The organism is Streptomyces sp. NPDC046859 (assembly GCF_040645135.1).
Lineage (GTDB): Bacteria > Actinomycetota > Actinomycetes > Streptomycetales > Streptomycetaceae > Streptomyces.
In genome coordinates this window covers 124,637-149,971 of record NZ_JBEYXR010000011.1, presented here as the reverse complement: position 1 = coordinate 149,971, position 25,335 = coordinate 124,637, and the positions used below count along the sequence as shown (strand labels likewise).

The 25,335-nt window shown below is 72.8% G+C and carries 20 protein-coding genes; 7 read left to right on the top strand and 13 right to left on the bottom strand.

Annotated elements, in window-relative coordinates; translation table 11 throughout:
* Positions 1-120 precede the first annotated feature (120 nt).
* From ABZ899_RS18735 to ABZ899_RS18725, 3 genes are all read right to left on the bottom strand, one after another.
* Entirely contained in the window at positions 121-1,566 is a 1,446-nt protein-coding gene (locus ABZ899_RS18735; protein WP_361347057.1) for an aldehyde dehydrogenase family protein, read from the bottom strand.
* Positions 1,567-1,714: 148 nt separating this feature from the next.
* Positions 1,715-3,388 carry a PucR family transcriptional regulator gene (locus tag ABZ899_RS18730; protein ID WP_361347054.1) on the bottom strand — a complete coding sequence of 558 codons (1,674 nt, stop codon included), beginning with the start codon at positions 3,386-3,388 and terminating at the stop codon, positions 1,715-1,717.
* Between the two features lie 143 nt (positions 3,389-3,531).
* Complete coding sequence (locus tag ABZ899_RS18725; RefSeq protein ID WP_361347051.1) at positions 3,532-5,916, bottom strand: ATP/GTP-binding protein; 2,385 nt, start codon at positions 5,914-5,916, stop codon at positions 3,532-3,534.
* Between the two features lie 264 nt (positions 5,917-6,180).
* Here ABZ899_RS18725 and gabT point away from each other — a divergent pair, with 264 nt between their 5' ends.
* Positions 6,181-7,515 (top strand): 4-aminobutyrate--2-oxoglutarate transaminase, encoded by a 1,335-nt coding sequence (gene gabT / locus ABZ899_RS18720; RefSeq protein ID WP_361347048.1) that lies wholly within the window; start codon positions 6,181-6,183, stop codon positions 7,513-7,515.
* A 190-nt stretch (positions 7,516-7,705) separates the two neighbouring features.
* The gene (locus ABZ899_RS18715) at positions 7,706-8,569 is read left to right on the top strand and encodes a phosphatase PAP2 family protein (RefSeq protein WP_361347044.1); all 864 of its coding nucleotides are present in this window, start codon (positions 7,706-7,708) and stop codon (positions 8,567-8,569) included.
* Here ABZ899_RS18715 and ABZ899_RS18710 read toward each other — a convergent pair.
* The 8 genes from ABZ899_RS18710 to ABZ899_RS18675 all read right to left on the bottom strand — a co-directional run bounded on the left by ABZ899_RS18710 (position 8,508) and on the right by ABZ899_RS18675 (position 18,238).
* Positions 8,508-10,301, bottom strand: a complete 1,794-nt coding sequence (locus ABZ899_RS18710) for a glycoside hydrolase family 18 protein (RefSeq protein ID WP_361347041.1) — start codon at positions 10,299-10,301, stop codon at positions 8,508-8,510. The genes ABZ899_RS18715 and ABZ899_RS18710 overlap by 62 nt on opposite strands.
* A gap of 152 nt (positions 10,302-10,453) precedes the next feature.
* Positions 10,454-10,912 (bottom strand): hypothetical protein, encoded by a 459-nt coding sequence (locus tag ABZ899_RS18705; protein ID WP_361347039.1) that lies wholly within the window; start codon positions 10,910-10,912, stop codon positions 10,454-10,456.
* Positions 10,913-11,046: 134 nt separating this feature from the next.
* Positions 11,047-12,474, bottom strand: coding sequence for an FAD-dependent oxidoreductase (locus tag ABZ899_RS18700; protein ID WP_361347036.1), 1,428 nt, complete (start codon positions 12,472-12,474; stop codon positions 11,047-11,049).
* Positions 12,475-12,496: 22 nt separating this feature from the next.
* Positions 12,497-13,297 carry an ABC transporter permease gene (locus tag ABZ899_RS18695; protein WP_361347034.1) on the bottom strand — a complete coding sequence of 267 codons (801 nt, stop codon included), beginning with the start codon at positions 13,295-13,297 and terminating at the stop codon, positions 12,497-12,499.
* On the bottom strand, positions 13,297-14,232 hold the full coding sequence (locus ABZ899_RS18690) for an ABC transporter permease (RefSeq protein WP_361347031.1): 936 nt from the start codon (positions 14,230-14,232) through the stop codon (positions 13,297-13,299). The genes ABZ899_RS18695 and ABZ899_RS18690 overlap by 1 nt, the downstream gene beginning before the upstream one ends.
* On the bottom strand, positions 14,232-15,401 hold the full coding sequence (locus ABZ899_RS18685) for an ABC transporter ATP-binding protein (protein ID WP_361347028.1): 1,170 nt from the start codon (positions 15,399-15,401) through the stop codon (positions 14,232-14,234). The genes ABZ899_RS18690 and ABZ899_RS18685 overlap by 1 nt, the downstream gene beginning before the upstream one ends.
* 4 nt (positions 15,402-15,405) lie before the next feature.
* Positions 15,406-16,653 (bottom strand): spermidine/putrescine ABC transporter substrate-binding protein, encoded by a 1,248-nt coding sequence (locus tag ABZ899_RS18680; protein WP_361347025.1) that lies wholly within the window; start codon positions 16,651-16,653, stop codon positions 15,406-15,408.
* Between the two features lie 49 nt (positions 16,654-16,702).
* On the bottom strand, positions 16,703-18,238 hold the full coding sequence (locus ABZ899_RS18675; RefSeq protein ID WP_361347023.1) for a gamma-aminobutyraldehyde dehydrogenase: 1,536 nt from the start codon (positions 18,236-18,238) through the stop codon (positions 16,703-16,705).
* Positions 18,239-18,436: 198 nt separating this feature from the next.
* On the opposite strand from ABZ899_RS18675, the gene ABZ899_RS18670 reads away from it, so the two are divergent.
* Positions 18,437-19,006 (top strand): NADAR family protein, encoded by a 570-nt coding sequence (locus tag ABZ899_RS18670; protein WP_361347020.1) that lies wholly within the window; start codon positions 18,437-18,439, stop codon positions 19,004-19,006.
* Positions 19,007-19,030: 24 nt separating this feature from the next.
* On the opposite strand, the gene ABZ899_RS18665 is transcribed toward ABZ899_RS18670, so the two are convergent.
* A complete protein-coding gene (locus tag ABZ899_RS18665) occupies positions 19,031-19,780 on the bottom strand; it encodes a DUF4190 domain-containing protein (RefSeq protein ID WP_361347017.1) in 750 nt (249 codons plus the stop codon).
* A gap of 156 nt (positions 19,781-19,936) precedes the next feature.
* On the opposite strand from ABZ899_RS18665, the gene ABZ899_RS18660 reads away from it, so the two are divergent.
* The 3 genes from ABZ899_RS18660 to ABZ899_RS18650 all read left to right on the top strand — a co-directional run bounded on the left by ABZ899_RS18660 (position 19,937) and on the right by ABZ899_RS18650 (position 23,062).
* The gene (locus ABZ899_RS18660) at positions 19,937-20,998 is read left to right on the top strand and encodes an adenosine deaminase (RefSeq protein WP_361347014.1); all 1,062 of its coding nucleotides are present in this window, start codon (positions 19,937-19,939) and stop codon (positions 20,996-20,998) included.
* A gap of 17 nt (positions 20,999-21,015) precedes the next feature.
* A complete protein-coding gene (locus ABZ899_RS18655) occupies positions 21,016-21,738 on the top strand; it encodes a glycerophosphodiester phosphodiesterase (RefSeq protein ID WP_361347011.1) in 723 nt (240 codons plus the stop codon).
* Between the two features lie 163 nt (positions 21,739-21,901).
* Complete coding sequence (locus ABZ899_RS18650) at positions 21,902-23,062, top strand: serine hydrolase domain-containing protein (RefSeq protein ID WP_361347008.1); 1,161 nt, start codon at positions 21,902-21,904, stop codon at positions 23,060-23,062.
* On the opposite strand, the gene ABZ899_RS18645 is transcribed toward ABZ899_RS18650, so the two are convergent.
* The gene (locus tag ABZ899_RS18645) at positions 23,052-23,588 is read right to left on the bottom strand and encodes a hypothetical protein (protein WP_361347005.1); all 537 of its coding nucleotides are present in this window, start codon (positions 23,586-23,588) and stop codon (positions 23,052-23,054) included. The genes ABZ899_RS18650 and ABZ899_RS18645 overlap by 11 nt on opposite strands.
* 129 nt (positions 23,589-23,717) lie before the next feature.
* Here ABZ899_RS18645 and ABZ899_RS18640 point away from each other — a divergent pair, with 129 nt between their 5' ends.
* Complete coding sequence (locus tag ABZ899_RS18640) at positions 23,718-25,070, top strand: diacylglycerol kinase family protein (RefSeq protein WP_361347002.1); 1,353 nt, start codon at positions 23,718-23,720, stop codon at positions 25,068-25,070.
* Positions 25,071-25,335 lie beyond the last annotated feature (265 nt).

Below are 25,335 nucleotides of genomic sequence, written 5' to 3'. Positions count from 1 at the left end.
TGCGGTCACGGCGGGCGGCCTGCGCCGGACGGGTGACCCGCCGACCCGGGCGCGGCCGGTCCGACGCCGACGGCCGGAGCCCCCGCACAGCGGGCTCCGGCCGTCGGACCGAGGGTGGTGTCAGAGAGCGAGGCCCGTGAGGATCAGGACCCGCTCGTAGGTGTAGTCGTCCATCGCGAACCGCACGCCCTCGCGGCCGACCCCGGACTGCTTGGCGCCGCCGTACGGCATCTGGTCGGCGCGGTAGGAGGGGACGTCGCCGATGACGACACCGCCGACCTCCAGCGCCCGGTGGGCGCGGAAGGCGGCCTGCAGGTCGTGGGTGAACACGCCCGCCTGGAGGCCGTACTTGGAGTCGTTCACGGCGGCGAGGGCGGCGGCCTCCCCGTCGACCTTCTGCACGGTGAGGACGGGCCCGAAGACCTCCTCGCAGGCGAGGGTGACGTCGGAGGGCACGTCGGTGAGGACGGTCGGCGCGTAGGAGGCGCCGTCGCGCTTGCCGCCGGCGAGGAGGGAGGCTCCGGCGGCGACGGCCTCGTCCACCCACGTCTCGACGCGCTTGGCGGCGTCCTCGCTGACCAGCGGGCCGACGTCGGTGGCGTCCTCGTTCGGGTCACCGGTGACCTGGGCCTCGACGGCGGCGACGATCCGGGGCAGCAGCCGGTCGTACACGGAGGCGTCCGCGATGACCCGCTGTACGGAGATGCAGGACTGGCCGCCCTGGTAGTTGGAGAAGGTCGCGATACGGGTCGCGGCCCAGTCCAGGTCCTCGTCGGAGGCGAAGTCGGCGAGGACGACCGCCGCGCCGTTGCCGCCGAGCTCCAGGGTGCAGTGCTTGCGCGGCACCGAGTCCATGATCGCGTAGCCGACCTTCTCGGACCCGGTGAAGGAGATGACCGGCAGGCGCTCGTCCTGCACCAGGGCCGGCATCTTCTCGTTCGGGACCGGCAGGATGCTCCAGGAGCCCGCCGGGAGGTCGGTCTCGGCGAGCAGGTCACCGAGGATCAGGCCGGACAGCGGGGTGGCCGGGGCCGGCTTGAGGATGATCGGGGCGCCGGCGGCGATGGCCGGGGCGACCTTGTGGGCGCACAGGTTCAGCGGGAAGTTGAAGGGCGCGATGCCGAGGACGACGCCCTTCGGGAAGCGCCGGGTGAGGGCGAGCCGGCCCTGGCCGCCGGCGTCGGTGTCGAGCCGCTGGGCCTCGCCGCCGTTGAACCGGCGGGCCTCCTCGGCCGCGAAGCGGAACACGGACACGGCACGACCGACCTCGCCGCGGGCCCACTTGATCGGCTTGCCGTTCTCGGCGGAGATGAGCCGGGCGATCTCCTCGGTGCGCTCGACGAGCCGCTTGCTGACGTGGTCGAGCGCGGCGGCGCGCACATGGGCCGGGGTGGCGGAGAACTCGTCGCGGACGGCGTACGCGGCGGCCACGGCCTCCTCGGTCTGCGCGTCCGTGGGCACGCTCACCGTGCCGACGACACGGCCGTCCCACGGCGAGGTGACGTCGAAGCTGTCCTCGCCGCTGACCTGGCGGCCGGCGAGCCAGAAGGCGTGGGTGGAAGTCATGTCGATTCCCGGCCCTTCCGCGTTGGGGGTGTCCTGGTCTGTCGAGACCACGGTAGGGGCGGCGGGGCATCCCGGTGTTTGGCCGGGGTGTACTGGTGGCATGCCGGGCTTCGACGGATTGGCGCAGCCCGGCCGGGCCCGCTCGGTCCTACTCCTCGGTGGAGGTCGCCTTCAGCGCGAGCCACAGCTCCATACGCACGTCCGCGTCGTCCAGCGAGCGCCCGAGGATCTCCTCGACCCGCCGCATCCGGTAGCGCAGGGTGTGCCGGTGCACGCCCAGGTCGGCGGCGGCCGCGTCCCACTGGCCGTGCCGGGACAGCCACGCCCGCAGCGAGGCCACCAGGTCGCCCCGGCCGGTCGCGTCGTGCTCGTGCAGGGCCCGCAGCAGACCGTCGGCGAACGCCTTCACCGCGTCGTCCGCGAGCAGCGGCAGCACCGACCCGGAGGCCAGCTGCTCGTGCTCCACGCACACCCGTCCGCGCCGCCGGGCCACCGACAGCGCCTGCTCGGCCTGCTTGTACGCGGCGGCCGCGGCGATCGGCCCGGCGGGCGCCGAGAGCCCGACGACCAGTTCCTCCTGGTCGCCGGCCGGCTGGTCCGGTACGGCCCCGGCCCGCGCCGCCTCCAGCCCCGCCGCGTACTCCGCGCACGCTCCGACCGCCGCGCCCCCGTCGGAGGCGAGCACGACCAGCCGCCCCGTCTCCGTCTCGGGCACCACCAGGACCGCCTCGCCGGCCCGGGCCGCCGCCGACTCGACGACCTCGGTGAGCGCGCCGAGCGGGTCGCCCCCGGCATCGGCGGCGACGACGAGGGCCGCGGCGGACGCCTTGGTCAGCGCCACCCGGGTGCCCGGGTCCACGACCCTGGCCGCCGAGACGGACGCCGCCTCCGCGACGATCACCCGGAACGGCGCGTCCAGCAGATCGCCGTACAGGCTCCCGGCCACGGCGCGGGCGTGGTCGGGCTGCCCGGCGAGGAGCATGCGCAGGACCGCGGCGCCGACCCGCTGCTCGGCGGCCTGGAGCGAGCGGGACCGCTCGGTGGTCAGGGTCAGCAGGGCGATCGCCGAGTGGACGGCGTACCGCTCGGCGGTGCCCAGCGCGGCCGCGGTGCCCACGGCGAGCGCCGCGCGCGGGCGGCGCCCGGTGCCGAGGGTGTGCAGCTCGACCCGGTCCTCGTTCCCGGGTCCGCCGACCACGGAGGACGCCGGCGCCGGGCGCTCGCGCAGCCGCTCCACGTCCGGGGTGAGCCGTGCCGCCCGCCGCCCGGCCCACTCGGGGGCGGTGGCGACGACGGCGCCCGACGCGTCGTAGAGCGCGGCCCAGCCGTTGACCTGGGAGGCGAGCGCGGCCAGCAGTCCTTCGGGGCCGGCGGTCAGCGCCTGCCGGGTCAGTTCCCGCTGGGCGGCGAAGCCCGCCGTCACCGCCCGGTACTGCTCGGCCGCGATGGCCGCCGAGACGGCCTTGCTGATGGCGAGGAAGGGGGTGCGGCGCGGCACCTCCAGCAGCGGCAGCTCCGCCTCCTCGGCGGCGTCGATCAGCGCCTTGGGGATCTCCTCGTAGTTGACGCCGACCGCGAAGCCGAGGCCGACCACGCCGGCGCCGGCCAGCCGCCGGACGTAGCGCCGCATCGCCTCCGGGTCCTCGGCGTCCAGCTGGAGGGCGGTGATCAGCAGCAGCTCCCCGCCCTCCATATAGGGGACGGGGTCGGCGAGCTCGCTGACGTGGGCCCAGCGCACGGGCACGTCCAGGCGGTCCGCGCCCGCCCGCACGGTCAGCTTGAGCGCGGAGTGGTGGACGAGCGAGGAGAGCGTCGGGGGCATGGGGCCTTCACATCGGTGTGATCGGGTGTGATCGTCGGATCTTCGGTGATCCCTGTGATCAATTGGCCGCCATGTATGAACGGCCTGTGCCGATTCTGCCTCACCGTACGGTCATCGTGCGGCCCCGTGCCCGGATCGCGCGGTCACCCCCGCAGATCCACCAGCAGCGGCGGGGCGTGCTCGCCCCGGACGCTGGTCACCGACAGCACCGCGTGTCCCGGCGGCACCCCGTGCGCCAGCTCGGAGGCCGACCAGCGCTCCCGCTCGACCTGCCGCACGGTCACCGCCTCGGTGGTGACCGCCTTGCCGGTGACCAGCTTGCGCAGGCGGTGCAGGGCACGGGTCATGGGCTGGTCGGCGAACACGGTGTGCTGGGCGACGTCCCGTGTCTCCACCCACTCGGTGCCCCATGCCTCGGCGAAGCGGCTGCCGTCCCAGGTGGTCACGCCGGACAGCGCCATCCGGCAGCCCACGGCCCCGTACAGCGGCCCGTGCAGGGCCTCCGGCACGTCGGAGACCGTGCGCAGCGCCAGCACGACACCGGCGTTGCGCGGACGCAGCCGCTGGATGCGCCGGACGGACTCGGGGGTGACGGTGCCCGTGGCGTCGTCGAGGACGAGCGCGGCGAAGTGCTCGCCGGGCCCCGCCTGGACGACCTCGGTGAACTGGGCGAGGACCAGCCGGGCGATCAGCCGTGAGACCTCCCCGTGGGTGCGTTCGGGCAGGTCGATCCGGACCCGCAGCGGGTGGTGGGCGACCGACCGCAGCGAGAAGGGGCGGTGTTCCTCGCCCCCGGCGCCGAGGAAGTCCGCGAAGGCGGGCCGATCGAGCAGGGCGAGCCGGCCGGCGAGGACCGGGCCGGGGTCGCCGGTGGTGCCGGTCAGCCGGACCCGGGCTTCCACTTCGCGGCGCATCGCCGTGTGCGCATCGCCGGCCAGCCGGGCGCGCAGCTCGGTGAGGGCCCGCTCGTCGCCCTCCAGCAGGTCCCGCAGGACGGGGAGGGCGGGGAAGCGTCCGTGGGCGGCCCGGTAGGGGCCGAGCAGCTGGGCGAGCGCGGTGGTGGCGCGCTCGGTGCCGACGGCGTCGAGGTCGCCGGCGAGTGCCTCGGCGAGGAACCCGGCGGCCTCGTCGGGGTCGTCGGTGCCCGCGTACGGGTCGAGGTCGTGGGTGGACGCGGGGTCGCCGACACGCACCACGACGTCGTACGAGGTGTCCGGGCCCAGCGCGGCGCCCGCGCCGCACACCACGACGACCGCGCAGGTGCCGGTGAGCGCCTGCAGCGCGAGGGACTCGGCCAGCGGGGCGATCACCTGCCGGGTCTTCCCGGACCCGGACGGCCCGACGACCAGCAGCGAGGTGCCCAGCGTCGCCGGTTCGAGGGCCGCGCCGGCCCCGCCGTACGCGGCCGGGGTGCGCTCGGTGGCGGCCCACCGGCCGATGCGCACCTGCCCGCCGAGCAGGTCGTGCCGTGCGGTGCGGGCGGGCAGGTCCCGGGCGCCGGAGGGGTGCGTGAAGGCGGCGGCGCCCTGCCGCAGGACCGTGTCCGTGAAGTCCGCCGGGCGGCCCTCTCTCCGGGCGCGCGCCCAGTGGTGCTCGACGCGGGCGCAGTCCACGTCGTTCATGCGCCCGGCGAGGACCTCGGCGGCGAGGACGTCGGCGGCCTGGTGCTGCCCGGCCTCGCGCAGCTCGGGGAAGCGGGACCGGGGTTCCACGGGGGCGGACTCCAGGTCCTCCCCCTGCGGCTCGCGGCGCGCCGCGAGCCGGTCGCGGACGAGGGACCACCAGCCGCCCAGCCGGGCGAAGGGCCACACCACGAGGGCGGTGACGAGCAGGTGGAGGACGGTCTCCCAGGGGGCCGAGTAGACGTCGTACGAGTCGCTGAGCAGCACGATCAGGGAGAACAGCGGGCTCACGACGGGCAGCGGGTCCCAGCCGGCCCCGGGGAAGGCGTCCGGGTGGACGAGGGTGAGGGCGGCCAGGGCGCCGAAGGCCGCCCACAGGGCACGGGCCGGCTGGGGCCTGCCGTCCAGGAGGTGCCGGACGACGGCGGGCCAGCTGCCGAGCCGGACGACCGTGTAGAGGAGCAGGGCGAAGAAGAGGCCGTTGTAGACGTCGAGGGCCTCCACGCCCGGGTACTGCAGCGCCTGCCCCTCCAGGTGCTTGGGCCGGGCCATGGTGCCGCCCCACCACCAGTCCTCCGGTGTGAACAGCCGCAGCAGGACGAACTCGTACGGCAGCGCCCCGCGCCGCCAGAACGACCACACCAGCAGCGCGGCGGCCAGCGGGATCAGCATGCCGACGACGGTCGTGGGGCTGACCCGTTCGGCCTTCGCCGCCTTCGGCGGCCGGTACCCGAAGCGCCAGATGCCGGGGCCGGTCTCGGGCCGCGGTTCGTCCAGCCAGCCGGCCACCGAGGCGCCGGGGGCCTGGCCGGGCGGGGCCGACGGCAGCGGAGGCAGGGCGGAGCGTGATCGCGGCACAGGGGTCGCGTGCGTGCCCCGTGCTTCCTGCGTTCCGTCGCCGTCCATCGCCGTTGCCCCCTGACCAGCCGTTCCGTGCAACCGTCAGCGAGTCAATCTAGTGCCCGGCAGCCGCCAGTCCACCGCTTACGCGGCCGACGCGGCGGGCCCGGGTGTTCCGGTCGCCTCCGGGCGGGCCGCGCCCGCCATGTCCACCACGGACAACCGGATGCGCGGACAACGCCCACATGGAGCATGCCCACCCCCCGCTCCCCGCCCTAGCCTGCGAGAAAAGAGAAGACGAAACGTCCGTAGAACCCCCAGGAGCCCGTCATGAGCGCACTTCCCCAGGAGCGCCGCGTCGTCACCGCCATCCCCGGCCCGAAGTCGCAGGAGCTGCAGGCCCGCCGTACCGCCGCGGTCGCGCAGGGTGTGGGCTCCGTCCTGCCCGTGTTCACCGCGCGCGCGGGCGGGGGCATCATCGAGGACGTCGACGGCAACCGCCTCATCGACTTCGGCTCCGGCATCGCCGTGACCTCCGTCGGCGCCTCCGCCGAGGCGGTCGTACGCAGGGCGTCCGCGCAGCTCGCCGACTTCACCCACACCTGTTTCATGGTCACGCCGTACGAGGGCTACGTCGCCGTCGCCGAGGCGCTGGCGGAGCTGACGCCGGGTGACCACGCCAAGAAGTCCGCGCTGTTCAACTCGGGCGCCGAGGCCGTCGAGAACGCCGTCAAGATCGCCCGCGCGTACACCAAGCGCCAGGCCGTCGTCGTCTTCGACCACGGCTACCACGGCCGGACCAACCTGACGATGGCGCTGACGGCGAAGAACATGCCGTACAAGCACGGCTTCGGCCCGTTCGCGCCCGAGGTCTACCGGGTGCCGGTGGCCTACGGCTACCGCTGGCCGACCGGCGCCGAGAACGCCGGCCCCGAGGCCGCGCGGCAGGCGATCGACATGATCACCAAGCAGGTCGGGGCCGACAACGTCGCCGCGATCATCATCGAGCCGGTCCTCGGCGAGGGCGGCTTCATCGAGCCGGCCAAGGGCTTCCTGCCGGCCATCGTGAAGTTCGCCAACGACAACGGCATCGTGTTCGTCGCCGACGAGATCCAGTCGGGCTTCTGCCGCACCGGCCAGTGGTTCGCGTGCGAGGACGAGGGCATCGTCCCGGACCTCATCACCACCGCCAAGGGCATCGCGGGCGGTCTGCCGCTCGCCGCCGTGACCGGCCGCGCCGAGATCATGGACGCCGCGCACGCGGGCGGCCTGGGCGGCACCTACGGCGGCAACCCGGTGGCCTGCGCCGGTGCGCTCGGCGCCATCGAGACGATGAAGGAGCTCGACCTCAACGCCCGGGCGAAGGACATCGAGGCCGTCATGAAGGCGCGCCTGACCGCCATGGCCGAGAAGTTCGACATCATCGGCGACGTCCGGGGCCGCGGCGCCATGATCGCCATCGAGCTGGTCAAGGACCGCGCCACCAAGGAGCCGAACCCGGAGGCGACCGCGGCGCTGGCCAAGGCCTGCCACGCCGAGGGCCTGCTGGTCCTGACCTGTGGCACCTACGGCAACGTGCTCCGCTTCCTGCCGCCGCTGGTCATCGGCGAGGACCTGCTGACCGAGGGCCTCGACATCATCGAGCAGGCGTTCGCCCGTATCTGAGGTCACGCGAAACCAGAGGTGGGGCCGGTACACCGGCCCCTCGCGCCTCATCCGCCCCAGCCCTGCCGCCGTCCGCGGTTCCGGAGCTGGGGCGGCCTGCGTCAGAGCGTGTGAAGAAGGTGTGCGAGGTGGATGACAGGACGCGTTTCCGACTGTCTAACGCCATCTCCCTGCCGTAGGTTCTAACCAGATGAGAGATACACCCCGCCCGGAGGGGACTCTGGGTGACATCAGGCCGGGGCCTCCCCAGCTTCGACCTGGTCGTGCCCTCGCGCACACAACCGGCGCCTCCGGCTCCGGATCTCCTCACCGATCGGACAGTCGCCCGCCCCAAACCCCCCGGGGCGCGCGACCATCCGATCCGGACGGCCGCCCCGGAACCACCCCCCCTGTTCCCGGGCGGCCGACCTCCCTCCTTCTCCTTCTCGGGCTTCCCGCCCTGTTCTTCGCGCTCATCACCTGGCAGGTGGTGACGGACGGCCCGGTGGTCGGTCTCGACGAGGCCGCCAGCCGGGCCCTCGTGCGTCCCGGCCGCCTCTCCGAACTGCTGGCCGACCTCGGCAACGTCCAGGTCGCCGTGCCGGTCCTGCTGGCCGCCCTCGGCCACGTCACCTGGCGGCACCGCCGCACCGGTACAGACCACTGGTGGCTGCCCGGCGTGTCCGCCGTCCTGCTGATGGCGCTGGTCCCGGTGGTGGTGATCCCGCTCAAGGTGCTCACCGACCGCCCGGGCACCCCGGCCGTGCCGCCCGCCACCGGCTACTACCCGTCGGGGCACACGGCCACGGCCGCCATCGCCTACGGGGCCGCGACCCTGCTCCTGCTGCCGCTGCTGCGGTCCGCCGGCACCCGCCGGACCCTCCTCGTCCTGTGCGCCGCGCTGAACCTCGGCGTCGGGTTCGGGCTGACCCGGCGTGGCTACCACTGGCCCCTGGACGTCCTGGCCAGCTGGTGCCTCGGCACGCTGCTGCTCGTGGCGCTGTGGCTGTTCCTCAGCCGAAGTAGCCGTCGAACGTCCGCTGGAACTCCCAGCCGCCGAACCGGTCCCAGTTGACCGACCAGGTCATCAGGCCGCGCAGCGCCGGCCAGGTGCCGTGGGTCGCGTACGAGCCGCAGTTCGTCCGCTTCGTCAGGCAGTCGAGGGTCTTGGTGACCTCGGCCGGGGGGACGTGCCCGTTGCCCGCGTCGGCCGTGGCCGGCATGCCGATGGCCACCTGGTCCGGGCGCAGCGGCGGGAAGACGTTGTTCGCGTCGCCCGCGACCGGGAAGCCGGTGAGCAGCATGTCGGTCATCGCGATGTGGAAGTCGGCGCCGCCCATGGAGTGGTACTGGTTGTCCAGGCCCATGATCGGACCCGAGTTGTAGTCCTGGACGTGCAGCAGCGTCAGGTCGTCGCGCAGGGCGTGGATCACGGGGAGGTAGGCGCCGGCGCGCGGGTCCTGGCCGCCCCACTTGCCGGTGCCGTAGTACTGGTGGCCGAGCTGGACGAAGAAGGTCTCCGGGGCCATGGTCAGCACGAAGTCGTCGCCGTACTCGGCCTTGAGGGTCTTCAGCGCCGAGATGAGGTTGACGATCACCGGGGTTTTGGGGTTCCGGAAGTCGGTGTCGTCGGCGTTCAGGGAGAGGGAGTGGCCCTCGAAGTCGATGTCGAGCCCGTCGAGGCCGTACTCGTCGATGATCTTCGAGACGGAGGACACGAAGGTGTCCCGTGCGGCCGCCGTGGTGAGCTGCACCTGGCCGTTCTGGCCGCCGATGGAGATGAGCACCTTCTTGCCGGCCGCCTGCTTGGCCCTGATCGCCGCCTTGAACTCGGCGTCGCTCTCCACGTTCGGGCACTCGGTGACGGGACAGCGGTCGAAGCGGATGTCGCCGGAGGTGACCGAGGTGGGTTCGCCGAAGGCCAGGTCGATGACGTCCCAGCTGTCGGGGACGTCGGCCATCCGGGTGTAGCCGGAGCCGTTGGCGAAGCCGGCGTGGAGGTAGCCGACGAGGGCGTGCGCCGGGAGGCCGCCGTCGCCGCCGCCGGTCGGATCGGTGGTGGTGGCCGTCACCGCGGCGGACCGTGCGGACTCGCCGGCCTCGTTGAGAGCGGTGACCTGGAAGGCGTACGCGGTCGCGGGTGAGAGCCCGGTGATGGTGGCCGAGGTGCCGGTCACCGTGCGGACCTTGGCGCCGTCGCGGTAGACGGCGTAGCCGGTGGCGCCGGGGACCGCCGACCAGGCGAGGGCGACGCTGGAGGAGGTGACGGACCCGGCGGTGAGGCCGGCCGGGGGCGCCGGCGGCTGGGTCGCGTCGCCGCCCGGCCCGATCAGCGAGATGTCGTCGGCCTGGTAGGCGCCGGTGCCGTACCAGCCGTGGGTGTAGAGGGTGACCCGGGTGGTGGAGGGGCCGGTGCGGAAGGTCGTGGTGAGCCGTTGCCAGGCCGGGGCCGACTGGGTCCAGGTGGAGACGTCGGTGGTGCCGGTGCCGTCGGCGCCGAGGTACACGTACGCGCCGCGGACGTGTCCGGACAGCGTGTACGCCGAGTCCGGCTTCACCGTCACGGTCTGTGCGCAGCGGGCGTTGTCGCTGCCGGCCGGGGTCGCCTGGAGGGCGGAACGGCCGCTGCGGACGGGCGAGTCGACGGTCGTGCCCGCCGTGCAGGTCCAGCCGTCGAGGCCGGACTCGAAGCCGCCGTTGCGGACGAGGTCGGCGTCGGCCGCACGGGCGGCCGACGAGAGCGCGGTGAGGCCGGGCAGGGTCAGTACCGCGGCGACGAGGAGGGCGAGGGGTCTGGAGCGGTCCACAAGTGCCTCCGGGCAGGGGGGAGTTGGAGGAGGGAGCCGTCCCCAACTTGGTCCAGACCAATCCGCCGTGTCAAGGGGTGCCGTAGGTCAGGGGGCGTCTCGTCGATCAGTGGTGCCGGACGCCGCGGAGACCGGCCTGATCGACGAGCCCTCTAACGCTCCTTCTCGGTCCGCCGGGCCAGTCCCGCGACCGCCTCGTGCATGGCCAGTTCGAGCAGGGACGGGTCGGTGAGGGTGCCTGCGCCGTCCGGCGGCACCAGCCATCGGACACCGCCCGGGGCCCGCCCCGGATACGGCACGACGATCCAGGTGCCCGACCCGGCGGTGCGGATCCCGGTGCCGAGCCAGCGTGCCGCGGTGCCCGGCGGGACGAAGAACCCCATGCGCGCGTCACCGAAGTCGACCAGGACCGGACCCGGCCGGTCGAGGACGCGGGTGAGCACGTCGAGCGTGGGATAGCCCAGCTCGGCCGGGAGGATGAGCACGTCCCAGGCCCGCCCGGCCGGAAGCAGCGCGACCCCGAGCGGATTGCGCTCCCACTCCCAGCGGCAGCTCTCGGGATCCGGCGCGACCGATGCCAGCCACTCGACCGCCGTCTTGGCCCCTGTCATGGCGATGACCTCCCTGTTCGTCCTGGACGCCCGATCGCGTCACGGAGGAGAGGGAGGTCATCGGCGGGCATTACGCGGTTTCCCCACCACAGTTATGGTGATGCGGGTCACATGGAGATCGTCGGGCGCGGGCGTCAGCTGTCGAAGCCGAGGCCCAGCCGGTCCATCGTCCGCAGCCACAGGTTGCGCCGCCCGCCGTGCGTGTCCGCGCGGGCCAGCGACCACTTGGTGAGCGCGATGCCGGTCCAGGCGAACGGCTCCGGCGGGAAGGGCAGCGGCTTCCTGCGCACCATCTCCAGTTCCGTACGCTCGGTGCGCTCCCCCGCCAGCAGGTCCAGCATCACGTCGGCGCCGAACCGGGTCGCACCGACGCCGAGACCCGTGTAGCCCGCCGCGTACGCCACCCTGCCCCGGTGGGCGGTGCCGAAGAACGCCGAGAAGCGCGAGCAGGTGTCGATCGCGCCGCCCCACGCGTGCGTGAAGCGCAGGCCCTCCAACTGCGGGAAGCAGGTGAAGAAGTGCCCGGCCAGCTTGGCGTAGGTCTCCGGGCGGTCGTCGTACTCGGAGCGCACCCGGCCGCCGTACGGGTAGACGGCGTCGTAGCCGCCCCACAGGACGCGGTTGTCGGCGGAGAGCCGGAAGTAGTGGAACTGGTTCGCCGAGTCCCCGAGGCCCTGGCGGTTCTTCCAGCCGATCGACGCGAGCTGGTCCTCGGTGAGGGGCTCGGTCATCAGGGCGTAGTCGTAGACCGGGACGGTGTAGGAGCGGACCCGGCGGACCAGGTTCGGGAAGATGTTCGTGCCGAGCGCGACCCGGCGGGCGCGGATACGGCCGTAGGGCGTGCGGACGGCCATGCCGGCGCCGTACGGCTTCAGGTCCAGGGCCGGGGTGTGCTCGTAGACGCGGACGCCGAGGTCCTGGCAGGCCCGCTTCAGGCCCCGGACCAGCTTGGCCGGGTGGAGCAGGGCGACCCCCCGGCGGTCGTACAGGCCGGCCCGGAAGGTCGGCGAGTCGACCTGCGCCCGCACCGCCTCGGCGTCCAGGAACTCGATGCCCTCGTCCAGGCCGTGATCGCGCAACTCGTCGTACCGGGCGCGCAGTTCCCGCGCCTGGTACGGCTCGGTGGCGACGTCGATCTCGCCGCTGCGCTCGAAGTCGCAGTCGAGGGAGTACCGGGTGACCGCGCGCTCGATCTCGTCGAGGTTGCGGGCGCCCAGCCGCTCCAGCGTGTGGATCTCCCGCGGCCAGCGGGCGAGCCCGTTGGCCGTCCCGTGGGTGAGGGAGGCGGCGCAGAAGCCGCCGTTGCGGCCGGAGGCGGCCCAGCCCGCCTCGCGGCCCTCGACCAGGACCACGTCCCGCCCGGGGTCGCGCTCCTTGGCGAGCAGCGCGGTCCACAGTCCGCTGTACCCGCCGCCGACGACCAGCAGGTCGCAGGTCTCGGCGGTCGTGAGGGCGGGCTCGGGGCGGGGGCGGCCGGGGTCGTCCAGCCAGTACGGGACCGGCTGGGCGTCGGAGAGGGACTTCGTCCAGTGACTGCCAGAACTCATGGCGCTCGGGGCCATGATGTCAACTCCCTACAGGGGTCTATGCCTTCTGCTTCTTGCGGCGGTTCCCGACGGCCATGGAGGCCAGGACGAACAGGACCGCGATGACGAACATGGCCGTGCCGATGACGTTGATCTGGACGGGCGTTCCGCGCTGCGCCGAGCCCCAGACGAACATCGGGAAGGTGACGGTGGATCCCGCGTTGAAGTTGGTGATGATGAAGTCGTCGAACGACAGCGCGAAGGCGAGCAGCGCGCCGGCCGCGATGCCCGGCGCCGCGATCGGCAGGGTCACCCGCAGGAACGTCTGGACGGGACCGGCGTAGAGGTCCTGCGCGGCCTGCTCGAGGCGGGGGTCCATCGACATCACGCGCGCCTTGACCGCCGTCACGACGAAGCTGAGGCAGAACATGATGTGGGCGATGAGGATCGTCCAGAAGCCCAGCTGGGCGCCCAGGTTGAGGAACAGGGTGAGCAGCGAGGCGGCCATGACGACCTCGGGCATCGCCATCGGCAGGAAGATCAGCGAGTTGACCGCGCCGCGCGCCCGGAACCGGTAGCGGACCAGCGCGAAGGCGATCAGCGTGCCGAGGAGGGTGGCGCCGACGGTCGCCCAGAGGGCGATCTGGAGGCTGACCGACAGCGAGCCGCACAGGCCGGAGACCCCGCACGGGTCGCGCCAGGCGTCCGTGGAGAACTCCTGCCACTCGTAGTTGAAGCGGCCCTTGGGGCGGTTGAAGGAGAACACCGTCACGACGACGTTCGGCAGCAGGAGATAGGCGAGCGTGACCAGTCCCGCGATGACGACGAAGTGCCGCTTGAGCCAGTTGACGACGGCCATCAGACCAGATCCTCCGTTCCGGACCTGCGGATGTAGACGGTCACCATGACGAGGATGGCGGCCATCAGGATGAAGGAGAGGGCCGCGGCCGTCGGGTAGTCCAGGATGCGCAGGAACTGCGACTGGATGACGTTGCCGACCATCCGGGTGTCCGTGGAGCCGAGCAGGTCGGCGTTGACGTAGTCGCCGGTGGCCGGGATGAAGGTCAGCAGGGTGCCGGAGACGACGCCCGGCATCGACAGCGGGAAGGTGACCCTGCGGAAGGTGGTGACCGGCCGGGCGTACAGGTCGTTCGCCGCCTCGTGCAGCCGCGGGTCGATCCGCTCCAGCGAGGTGTACAGCGGCAGGACCATGAACGGCAGGAAGTTGTACGTCAGACCGCACACGACCGCGAGCGGGGTGGCCAGTACCCGGTCGCCCTGGGTCATGCCGAGCCAGCTGGTGACGTCGAGGACGTGCAGCGTGTTCAGGGCGCCGACGACCGGGCCGCCGTCGGCGAGGATCGTCTTCCAGGCGAGGGTGCGGATCAGGAAGCTGGTGAAGAAGGGCGCGATCACCAGGATCATGATCAGGTTCCGCCAGCGGCCCGCCCGGAAGGCGATGAGGTACGCGAGCGGGTAGCCGAGGAGCAGGCACAGGATGGTCGCGGAACCGGCGTAGAGCACCGAGCGCAGGAACTGCGGGTAGTACTCGGACAGGGCGTCCCAGTAGGTCGCGAAGTGCCAGGTGACCTTGTAGCCCTCCTCCAGGGAGCCCGTCTGCACGGACGTGGAGGCCTGGTAGACCATCGGCAGCGCGAAGAAGACCAGCAGCCACAGGATGCCGGGCAGCAGCAGCCAGTACGGGACGAGACGGCCGCGCCGGCGCGGTGGCTTAGGCGCCTTCTCGGGGGCCGCGGGGCTGAGAGGCGGGGGCGCCTCGGTGAGGGTCGTCATCAGACCGCCGCCTCTTCCTCGGTGCCGGCGTCGATGTCCTGGGTGGCGTCGAGCCCGAAGGTGTGCGCGGGGTTCCAGTGCAGGACGACCTCGGCCCCGGGCACGAGCCGCGGGTCGCGGTCGATGTTCTGGGCGTAGACCTCGAACTCGGGGCAGACGGGGCTGTCGACGACGTACTGCGTGGAGACGCCGATGAAGGAGGAGTCGGCGATCCGGCCCGTGATGCGGTTGCGGCCCTCGGGTATCTCACCGGCGTCGTCGGCGTGGGTGAGGGAGATCTTCTCGGGGCGGACGCCCACCAGCACCTTGCCGCCGGTCGTCGTCGGCGCGGAACAGCGGGCCTCCGGCAGCACCAGCTTGCCGCCGCCGGCCTTGAGGACCAGGCCGTCGCCGCCGCGGGAGTCGATCTCGGCCTCGATGAAGTTGGAGCTGCCGAGGAAGTTGGCGACGAACGTGGTGCGCGGGTTCTCGTACAGGTCGGCCGGGGAGCCCAGCTGCTCGACGCGGCCGGCGTTCATCACCGCGACCTGATCGGCCATGGTCATGGCCTCCTCCTGGTCGTGCGTGACGTGCACGAAGGTGATGCCGACCTCGGTCTGGATGCGCTTGAGCTCCAGCTGCATCTGGCGGCGCAGCTTCAGGTCGAGGGCGCCGAGGGGCTCGTCGAGGAGGAGCACCTTGGGGTGGTTGATCAGGGCGCGGGCCACGGCCACGCGCTGCTGCTGGCCACCGGAGAGCTGGTGCGGCTTCTTGCGGGCCTGCTCGCCGAGCTGCACGAGGTCGAGCATCTCGTCGACCTGCTTCCTCACGCTCTTGATGCCGCGCCGGCGCAGACCGAAGGCGACGTTCTCGAAGATGTCGAGATGCGGGAAGAGGGCGTAGGACTGGAAGACCGTGTTCACCGGCCGCTTGTACGGCGGGAGGGCGGTCACGTCCTGGTCGCCGAGGTGGACGGTGCCCGCGGAGGGCTCCTCCAGGCCGGCGATCATGCGCAGGGTGGTGGTCTTGCCGCAGCCCGAGGCGCCGAGCAGGGCGAAGAAGGAGCCCTCGGGCACGGTCAGGTCGAGCGGGTGGACGGCCGTGAAGGAGCCGTAGGTCTTGCTGATGCCGGAGAGGCGGACGTCGCCGCCGTGGGCGGCGGACGTGGTGGTGTCCTTGGTGGTCTTCATCTCGTCACGCCCCAGTGAGCTTCGCGAACTTGCCTTCGAACTCCGTGTCTTCCTTGCTGCTCAGCGAGCGGAAGGCACGGGACTTGGCCTGCATGGCCTTGTCGGGGAGGATCAGCGGGTTGTTCGCCGCGTCCTCGTCGAGCTTCGCGAGCTCGTCCTTCACCCCGTCGACGGGACAGACGAAGTTGATGTAGGCGGCGAGCTCGGCGGCCGGCTGCGGCTCGAAGTAGTAGTCGATCAGCCGCTCGGCGTTCGTCTTGTGCCGAGCCTTGTTGGGGATCAGCATGTTGTCGCTGGAGAGCATGTAGCCGCTGTCCGGGATGACGAAGTCGATGTCGGGGTTGTCGGCCTTCAGCTGGACGACGTCACCGGCCCAGGCGACACAGGCGGCGAGGTCGCCCTTGGTCAGGTCCGAGGTGTAGTCGTTGCCGGTGAAGCGGCGGATCTGGCCCTTGTCGACGCACTTCTGGAGCCGGGCGAGCGCCGCGTCGTAGTCGTCGGCGGTGAAGCCGCGCGGGTCCTTGTCCATGTCGAGCAGCGCCATGCCCATGGTGTCGCGCATCTCGGTGAGCAGCCCGACCCGGCCCTTGAGCTTGGGGTTGTCGAGCATGTCGGACAGGCTCTTCACCTCGACGCCGTCGAGCGCCTTCTTGTTGTAGGCGATGACGGTCGCGATGCCCTGCCAGGGGTAGGAGTAGGCGCGGCCCGGGTCCCAGTCGGGGCTCCGGTACGACGACGCCACGTTGGCGAAGGCGTGCGGCAGGTTGGACGCGTCCAGCTTCTGCACCCAGCCGAGGCGTATGAGCCGGGCGGCCAGCCAGTCGGTGAGGACGATGATGTCGCGGCCGGTGTCCTGGCCCGCGGCGAGCTGCGGCTTGATCTTGCCGAAGAACTCGGTGTTGTCGTTGATGTCCTCGGTGTACTTCACCTTGATGCCGGTGCGTTTCGTGAACGCCTCCAGCGTCGGGTGTTCGCGCCCGCTGTCGTCGATGTCCATGTACTCGGTCCAGTTGGAGAAGCTGACGGTCTTCTCCTTCGCCGAGTGGTCCTCCGCCGAGACGCCGCCCTGGGTGTCGCCGGCCGCGGGGATGCCGCAGCCGGACAGTGCTCCGAGACCGCCGACCGCGAGCGCGCCGCCCGCGGAGGCGCGCAGCAGGCTGCGGCGGGTCATGGCGGCCCTGCCGTTGCTCAGGCTGCGCCGCAACGCGGCCACCTGCGGCGGGGAGAGGCGGTCGGGCTCGTACTGCTCCATGCGCGTGGTGCCCTTTCGGGAGTCGGCCGCGGGTCGGGCGGCCTGGCTGCTATCGGTCCCCGAAGACGGTGCGGTGCCAGTCCTTCGCGGCGACCGCGGTGTTGTCGAACATGACGTGCTTGATCTGCGTGTACTCCTCGAAGGAGTACGCGGACATGTCCTTGCCGAAGCCGGACGCCTTGTAGCCGCCGTGCGGCATCTCGCTGATGATCGGGATGTGGTCGTTCACCCACACGCAGCCCGCCTTGATCTCGCGGGTGGCGCGGTGGGCCCGGTAGACGTCCCGGCTCCAGGCGGAGGCGGCGAGGCCGTACGGGGTGTCGTTGGCCAGCGCGATGCCCTCGTCGTCCGTGTCGAAGGGGAGGACGACCAGCACCGGCCCGAAGATCTCGGACTGTACGACTTCGCTGTCCTGCGGTGCGTCGGCGATGAGGGTGGGGCGGTAGTACGCGCCCTTCCCGAGGTCTCCCTGTGGGGCCTCGCCGCCGGTCACGACGCGCGCGTAGTCCCGCGCCCGGTCGACGAAACCGGCCACCCGGTCGCGCTGGGTGTGCGAGATCAGCGGGCCGAGGTCGGTGCCGGGGGCGAACGGGTCGCCGAGGCGGACGCCGTCCATCAGCGCGGCGGTGCGCTCGACGAAGGCCTCGTACAGGGGGCGCTGCACATACGCGCGGGTGGCGGCCGTGCAGTCCTGCCCGGTGTTGATGAGCGAGCCCGCGACGGCGCCGTGCGCGGCGGCCTCGAGGTCGGCGTCGTCGAAGACGACGAAGGGTGCCTTGCCGCCGAGCTCCAGATGGATCCGCTTCACGGTGGCGGTGGCGATCTCGGCGACGCGCCGGCCGACGGCTGTGGACCCGGTGAAGGAGGTCATGGCGACGTCGGGGTGCCCGACGAGGTGCTCGCCGGCCTCCTTGCCGGTGCCGGTGACGATGTTGATCACGCCGTCGGGGAGCCCGGCGTCGGTGGCGGCCCGCGCGAACAGCAGGGAGGTGAGCGGGGTGAGCTCGGCCGGCTTGAGCACGACGGTGTTGCCCGCCGCGATCGCCGGGAGGATCTTCCAGGCGGCCATCTGCAGCGGGTAGTTCCAGGGGGCGATCGAGCCGACGACGCCGATGGGCTCCCGGCGTACGTAGGAGGTGTGGTCGCCGGAGTACTCCCCCGCCGACTGGCCCTGGAGGTGGCGGGCGGCCCCCGCGAAGAAGGCGGTGTTGTCGATCGTGCCCGGCACGTCGAACTCGCGGGTGAGCTTGAGCGGCTTGCCGCACTGGAGGGACTCCGCGCGGGCGAACTCCTCGGCGCGCTCGGCGAGGACGGCGGCGAAGCGGTGCAGGGCGTCGGACCGCTCGGCCGGGGTGGCACCCGACCAGCCGGGGAAGGCGGCGCGCGCGGCGGCGACGGCGGCGTCGACGTCGTCGGTTCCGGCCAGGTCGTAGGTGTACACCTCCTCGCCCGTGGCGGGGTCGACCACGGCGTGGGTGCGCCCCGAGGTCCCCTTCGCCGGGCGGCCCGCGATGAACTGGGCGCCGTCGGCGAAGCGGTCCTGGGCCGGGAATCGTTCCGGGGTCGGGTTGCCCGGGTTGTGCATGTCGCTCCCTCCGCGCCCCGGAGTGGGGCCGGCGTGGCTCAGGCTCGATTTGAGTGCCGATCCTGACAGAGCGGGTGGACTCCAACAAGTGATTCCGTTGTTGCCATTTGGTTACGCGACGGAATCTGTCGACCAGATGTCGAGTCGGCACGGAAAACCGAGGACGGGTTGTCGGTGGTGCGTGCCAGACTCGGGCACATGGCGAAGATCGATTCTTGGGATGTCCTGAAACAGGAGGTCCGCTCGGGGGCGAGGGTCAAGTACCTCCACTTCTGGGGGCACCGGCCGCTGCCGGACGGACGTGCCGGAGCGAGCTGTCTCAGCCAGTGGTGGCCGTCGCCGTTCACGGTGGACGGCGTGCGGTACGCGACGGCCGAGCACTGGATGATGGCGGGCAAGGCCCGGCTGTTCGGGGACGCGGAGGCGGAGCGGCGGGCGCTGGCCGCGGAGCACCCCGCCGAGGCGAAGAAGGCGGGCCGGCTGGTGCGCGGGTTCGACGACGCGGTGTGGGCGCGGGAGCGTTTCCGCATCGTCGTGGAGGGCTCCGTCCACAAGTTCGCCGCGCACCCGGAGCCGCGCGGCTTCCTGCTCGGCACCGGCGACCGGGTCCTGGTGGAGGCGAGCCCGGTGGACCGGGTGTGGGGCATAGGACTGGCCACGACCGACCAGGGCGCCTCCGACCCCGAGCGATGGAAGGGCCCGAACCTGCTCGGGTTCGCCCTGATGGAGGCGCGCGAGCGGCTGCGGGGCTTCGCGGACACCCCGTAGAGGGTGTCTCGCGGTGGCCGGCGGCTACAGGTTCGCGAAGACGGTGATCGTCAGCAGGCCCACGCCGAGGACGATGCCCGCGACACCGCAGATGATCCCGGCGAGCGCCTGCCCGGGGTTCGTGGCCTCGCCGCGTCGTGCCTTGCCGCGCCCGATCGCGCCGAAGATCAGCGCCAGCACACCGAGGACGATGGCGATCGGCCACAGGCAGAAGATCGCCGCGGAGATGATGCCGAGCACCAGTCCGGCCGTCCCCATGCCGTTGCTGGGCAGCGGGTGGTGCATCCCCGGCCAGCCGTAGGAGTAGCCGCCGGGCCCGTGCACCGGGCCGGGCACCGGCCCGCCCAGGTGGCCGGGATAGCCGTACGGCACCTGTCCGGGTCCCTCGGGCCCGATGGGCGGCGGCGGGACGGGCTCGCCGTACGAGGCGTAGGGCCCGGTGTCCGCCGGGGGCGCGAACGGGTCGGCCGCGGGACCGGGCGCCGCGGGGTGCGCCCAGGGCGACGCGCCCGGCTGCCCGGGGCCGCCCGGGGTGGGCAGGGCGGCGATCGTCCGCTGGTCGTGCACGGTGGGACCGGCCCAGGCCGGCGGCTCGTTCGCGGCGACGGTGTGTCCGGGTCCGTCCGGCGCGGGCGGCGCCCACGGGTTCCGCTCGTCCGTGGCCGGCGCGGCGGGGCTCCGTGTCTTCTCCAGCGAGGTCTTCGGGACCGCGGCCCCGTCCTCGGGCACCCCGGGGCCTTCCGGCGCCACCGGCGGCTGCGTGTCCTCGGACATGCGCGGAACCCCCTCAGTCATACGTGCCGTCATGCTAAGGCCCGGCCCTGTCGGCCGCGGCCCCGGCCTACGATGATCGCGAGTCACCGATCAGCCGATCACCCGCGTCCCGTCGCCGGCACCCCGGCCACGCGGACGCCGCTCCGGGGAGGAACCTTGACCGACCATCTCGTCGACGCCCACGCTCCGCGCGATCTGCACGCGTTCATCGCGGGGCTGCCGAAGGCCGAACTGCACGTCCACCACGTCGGCTCCGCCTCCCCCCGCATCGTCGCGGAACTCGCCGCCCGGCACCCCGACTCCCGGGTCCCCACCGACCCCGAGGCGCTGGCCGACTACTTCACCTTCACCGACTTCGCCCACTTCATCGAGGTCTACCTGTCCGTCGTCGACCTCATCCGCACCCCCGAGGACGTGCGGCTGCTGACCTACGAGGTGGCACGTGACCTGGCCCGGCAGCAGGTGCGCTACGCCGAACTCACGATCACGCCGTTCTCCTCCACCCGGCGCGGCATCGACGAGCGGGCCTTCATGGAGGCGATCGAGGACGCCCGCAAGGCGGCCGAGGCCGAGTTCGGGACCGTGCTGCGGTGGTGCTTCGACATCCCCGGCGAGGCCGGACTGGAGTCGGCGGAGGAGACCGCGCGGCTCGCCACGGACGACCGGCTGCGCCCGGAGGGCCTGGTCTCCTTCGGGCTCGGCGGCCCGGAGATCGGGGTGCCGAGGCCGCAGTTCAAGCCGTACTTCGACCGGGCGATCGCGGCCGGGCTGCACTCCGTGCCACACGCCGGGGAGACGACCGGCCCGCAGACGATCTGGGACGCGCTCACCGAGCTGCGCGCCGAGCGCATCGGCCACGGCACGAGTGCCGCGCAGGACCCGAAACTGCTCGCGCACCTCGCCGAGCACCGGATCCCGCTCGAGGTGTGCCCGACGTCCAACATCGCCACGCGCGCGGTGCGAACGATCGAGGAGCACCCGCTTCCGCGGTTCGTGGAGGCGGGGGTGCTCGTCACGGTCAACTCCGACGACCCGCCGATGTTCGGCACCGACCTCGGCAACGAGTACGCCGTCGCCGCCCGTCTCCTCGGCCTCGACGAGCGCGGCCTGGCCGACCTGGCGAAGAACGCCGTGACCGCGTCGTTCCTGGACGAGGCCGGCAAGGCCCGGATCGCCGCGGAGATCGACACCTACACGACCGGGTGGCTCACGCCCTGAGCGACCACAATGGCCCCATGGACCACGTGACCGCCGTCGCCCACCGCGGCGACCCCTATCGCGTCCGCGAGAACACCCTCGGCTCGCTGCGCTCCGCGCTCGCCCTGGGCGCGGACGCGGTGGAGATCGACGTACGGCTCACCCGGGACGGGGTGCCGGTGCTGCTGCACGACGCGACGCTGGAGCGGCTCTGGGGGCACGACCGGCCGCTGCTCTCCCTGTCGGCGGCGGAGGTGCGGGGGCTGACCGAAGGCGGGGTGCCCGCGCTGGAGGAGGCGCTCGCGGTGTCCGACGGGAGCCGGATGATGCTCGACCTGCCCGGCGCCCCCGAGCCGCGGGCGGTACGGCGGATCGTGGAGGTCGTGCGCGCGTGCGGCGCGCAGGACCGGGTGTACTACTGCGCGGGCGCCCCCGCCATGCTCGCGGTCCGGGCCGCCGACCCGGCCGCCGAGATCGCGCTGACCTGGACGACGAAGGCGCCGCCGCGCGCCGGTCTGCTGGACGCGGTCCGGCCGCGCTGGCTCAACTACCGCTTCGGCCTGGTGGATCACGCGCTCGCCGAGGGGGTCCACCGGGCCGGGTATCTCCTGTCCGCCTGGACCCCGGACACCCGGCGTTCCATGCGCCGCCTGCTGGACGCCGGCGTGGACTCGGTCACGACGAACCGCGTGGACGCCCTGCTGGCCGAGCGCGAGCGTGGCCGCCGGTCCGGGCACACCCGCGGGCGCGGACGCCCGTAGGGGCCATCCCCCATCAACGCCCTTGCCGCGGAGGGCATTTGCTCGGGGCCCGCTCAGGGTCCCGGCCCTCCTCGGCGACGATCCGGCTCCGGCCGGTCCGGCCCGACGATGATCACGCACCGTCCGCCGGACCCCCGGTCCACTCGTCGCCCAGGAGCAGCAGATGCCCGTACGCCCGTTCCCCGCGCTCGTCACCTCCGCGCTCGCCCTCGCCCTGACCGCACTGCCGCTGGCCGGCACCGCGTCCGCCCGGCCCGTCTCCTCGTCGTGCTCCGCGCGGGCGGTCGAGGCCGCCGACCCGTACGGCCCCGACGTCGAAGCCCTGTGCGCGGCGCTGAAGGGGCTGCCCGACCACGACGCCACGGCCGCGCTGATCCGCGTGGGCGGACGGGGCGGCTGGCACGGGGTGGCGGGCGTGCGGGACATCAGGTCGGGGGCGCCCGCCCTGGAGGACGCCCGTTTCCGGGCCGGTTCCACGACGAAGATCGTCACGGCGGCGATCGTGCTGCAACTGGCGGCGGAGGGCCGGCTCTCGCTCGACGGCACCGTGCAGCGGTATCTGCCCGGTCTGCTCAGCGACGACTTCGCGCCCATCACCGTACGGCAGTTGCTGAACTTCACCAGTGGTCTCCAGCCGGGCGCCTCCCTCGGCGACGACGTCGACACCGGCTACGCGCACCGGTTCGAGACGCTGACTCCCCGGGAAGTCGTGGCCGCGTCGGTGGCCGAAGGTCCCGATCCGGAGCACGCGCCGGGAGAGTTCCAGCGGTACGGCAACATCCACTACACCGTGCTGGGCCTGCTGATCGAGAAGGTCACCGGCGACTCGTACGCCCATCAGGCGGCCGTGCGGATCTTCCGTCCGCTCGGCATGCGGCACACGTCCTTCCCGGCCGGACCCGACCCGCGCATCCACGGTCCGCACAACCGGGGCTACGACTGGATCGACGGGCGGCTCGTCGACGTGACCGAGTGGAACATGAGCGACCGGTTCGCGGCGGGCGATCTGATCTCCACCACGGCCGATCTGGAGCGGCTCGTGGTCGCCCTGTTCCGCGGCCGGGTGGTGCCCGAGCCGCAGCTCGAGGAGATGTTCACGGTTCCGGACGTCGACGGCGCCACCATGGGCGCCGGCCTGGAGCGCTTCGAGCTGAACGGCAAGGTGATCTGGGGCAAGACGGGCTCGCGGCCCGGCTACCACACCGTGGTCGCGGCCACCCGCGACCTGTCGCGGACCGTCGTGTACTCGGTCGGGTCGACCGACGCGAAGGGCGACGGCCTGGCCATCGCCCAGCGCTTCGCCTTCCCCGCCTTCAACCGCTGACGGCGGCGGCGGGGGCCCCGGGGACGGGTGCCCCTGCCAGCGCCTCCAGCCGCTTGATCCTGCGGCGCACGACGTACAGCGGGATCACCCCGACGGCGCCGAACGACATGTCGATCACCGACCACCACAGTGGGATGCCGCGGATCGGCCCGCAGATCAGGGCGAGCGGGATGATGCCGGCGCAGGCGATCATGCCGAACTCGACCACCCAGATGTTGCGGACCGGGTCGCGGTAGGGGCCGTAGAAGGCGACCGCGATGACGAGATGGGCGAAGGCCAGCCAGTCCGTGCCGTAGAGGAGGAAGGGGTGTTCGGCGTCGGCGGTGTCGAGTCCGTGCCGGACCCGTTCGATCCACTCCGTCAGGCCGGGCAGGCTCTCCTGGACGGACAGCGCCCGCAACAGGTCCTCCGTCCAGTGCAGTTCGTGGACGAGGGGGAAGGCCGTGGCGCCGCTGAGCACCAGGCAGACGACGAAGAGGACCAACCAGACACGGATGCCCTTGAGCAGGGCGGCTCTGTCGCTCATGGCGTAGAGCCTACGCCCGAGTTGAACATGTTCAAAAGCGGGTTCCGGCCCGGCGGGGTTCAGCGCGTCCTCGGCGAGCATCCGTAGACAGACCGGTCCTACGATGTCCACGGGGCGAACGGAGGAACGATGGCCCTCGACGAGAGCGCGCGCGCCTTTGTGAAGAAGCGATGGGCGGCCCGCGCCGCCCTGGTCGCCGCCGGGCTCGCCCTGCTCGTGCCGCTGGTGCACGGCGGCTTCGTCGGTGTCCTGCTCCTGGTGGCCGCGGCGGTCGGCCTGGCCGTCAGCACGGTCGCGCTGTGGTGGACGCTGACCCTGCGCGGCCCTCTGCGCTGGGTCGCCGCGCTGGTGGCGCTGATCGTGCCGGCCGCGCTCGTCGCCCTGTTCGCGGTCACCCTCCTGTGGTCCCTGCTCGTGTCCGTGGCGCTGTGGGCGGTGGCCGTCTGGAGCGGGCGGTACGCGCTGGGGAGCGCGGAACCCTCGCGGGTGCGGGTGATGCGCGAGCGCAGGGCACTGCCCGTACGGCGGCCCTTCCTGATCATGAACCCCGCCTCGGGCGACGGGAAGGTGGGCCGCTTCGAGCTGAAGGAGAAGGCCGAGCGGCTCGGCGCCCAGGTCGTCCTCCTCGATCCCGGGCGGCGGCAGGACGTCACCGCGCTGGCCCGCGACGCCGTCGCGAACGGGGCCGACCTGCTCGGGGTCGCGGGCGGCGACGGCACCCAGGCACTGGTCGCGGCGGTCGCCGCCGAGCACGACCTGCCGTTCCTGGTGATCAGCGCCGGCACCCGCAACCACTTCGCCATGGACCTCGGCCTGGACCGGGACGACCCCTCCACCTGCCTCGACGCGCTCACCGACGGCGTGGAGCTGCGCGTCGACCTCGGCTTCGCCGGCGACCGGCCCTTCGTCAACAACGCGTCCTTCGGGGCGTACGCGGCCATCGTGCAGAACCCCGGCTACCGGGAGGCCAAGATCGGCACGAGTCTGGAGCTGCTGCCCGACCTGCTCCTCGGCGAGGAGGGTCCGCGGCTGACCGCCCAGGCCGGGGACATCACGCTCGACGCCCCCCAGGCCGTGCTCATCAGCAACAACGTCTACCGCACCGACGACCCCTTCGGCCTCGGCTACCGCGACCGCCTCGACGGCGGGGTGCTCGGCGTCCTCGGCATCCGGGTGGACAGCGCCGCCCAGGCCGCCGCGCTGCTGCTGACGCCGGGCCCGCACGGCCTCACCCTGGTCACCGCGCGCGAGGTGGTCGTGGACGCCGACCGCCCCGAGATCGAGGCCGGTGTCGACGGTGAGGCGCTGATGCTGCCCGCCCCGGTGCGCTGCCGTGTCGAGCCGGGCGCCCTGCGCGTCCGCGTCCCGCGCCGGCGCCCCGGTGTCCCCCGCCGCAAGGCCCGCCTGGACTGGCGCCGGCTGGGCCGGCTGGCGGCCACGGTGGGCCGCACCGCCGTCCATCACCGGCATCACACCGGGTGACCTCGCCGGAACGACTCCTTCCGGCGCATCGGGGACCCCTCCGGGGCGGCGCGGCGGCCGCGGGCCGCGTCCGTGCCGTGCGCGCCGGTGGCGATCCCCGCCGGTCACGTCGGCCGGTTCCGGGGCCGCCGGGCGGACGGTGAGGGGCGCGGCCCGGCGCTCGCCGCCATCGTGACCGGCCGGCTGACGCCGGTCGTCTGCCTGCTCGCGATGCCGGCCTTCGTGGGGCCGGTGGCCGGGCTCGTCCTCACGGGCGCCCGCCCCG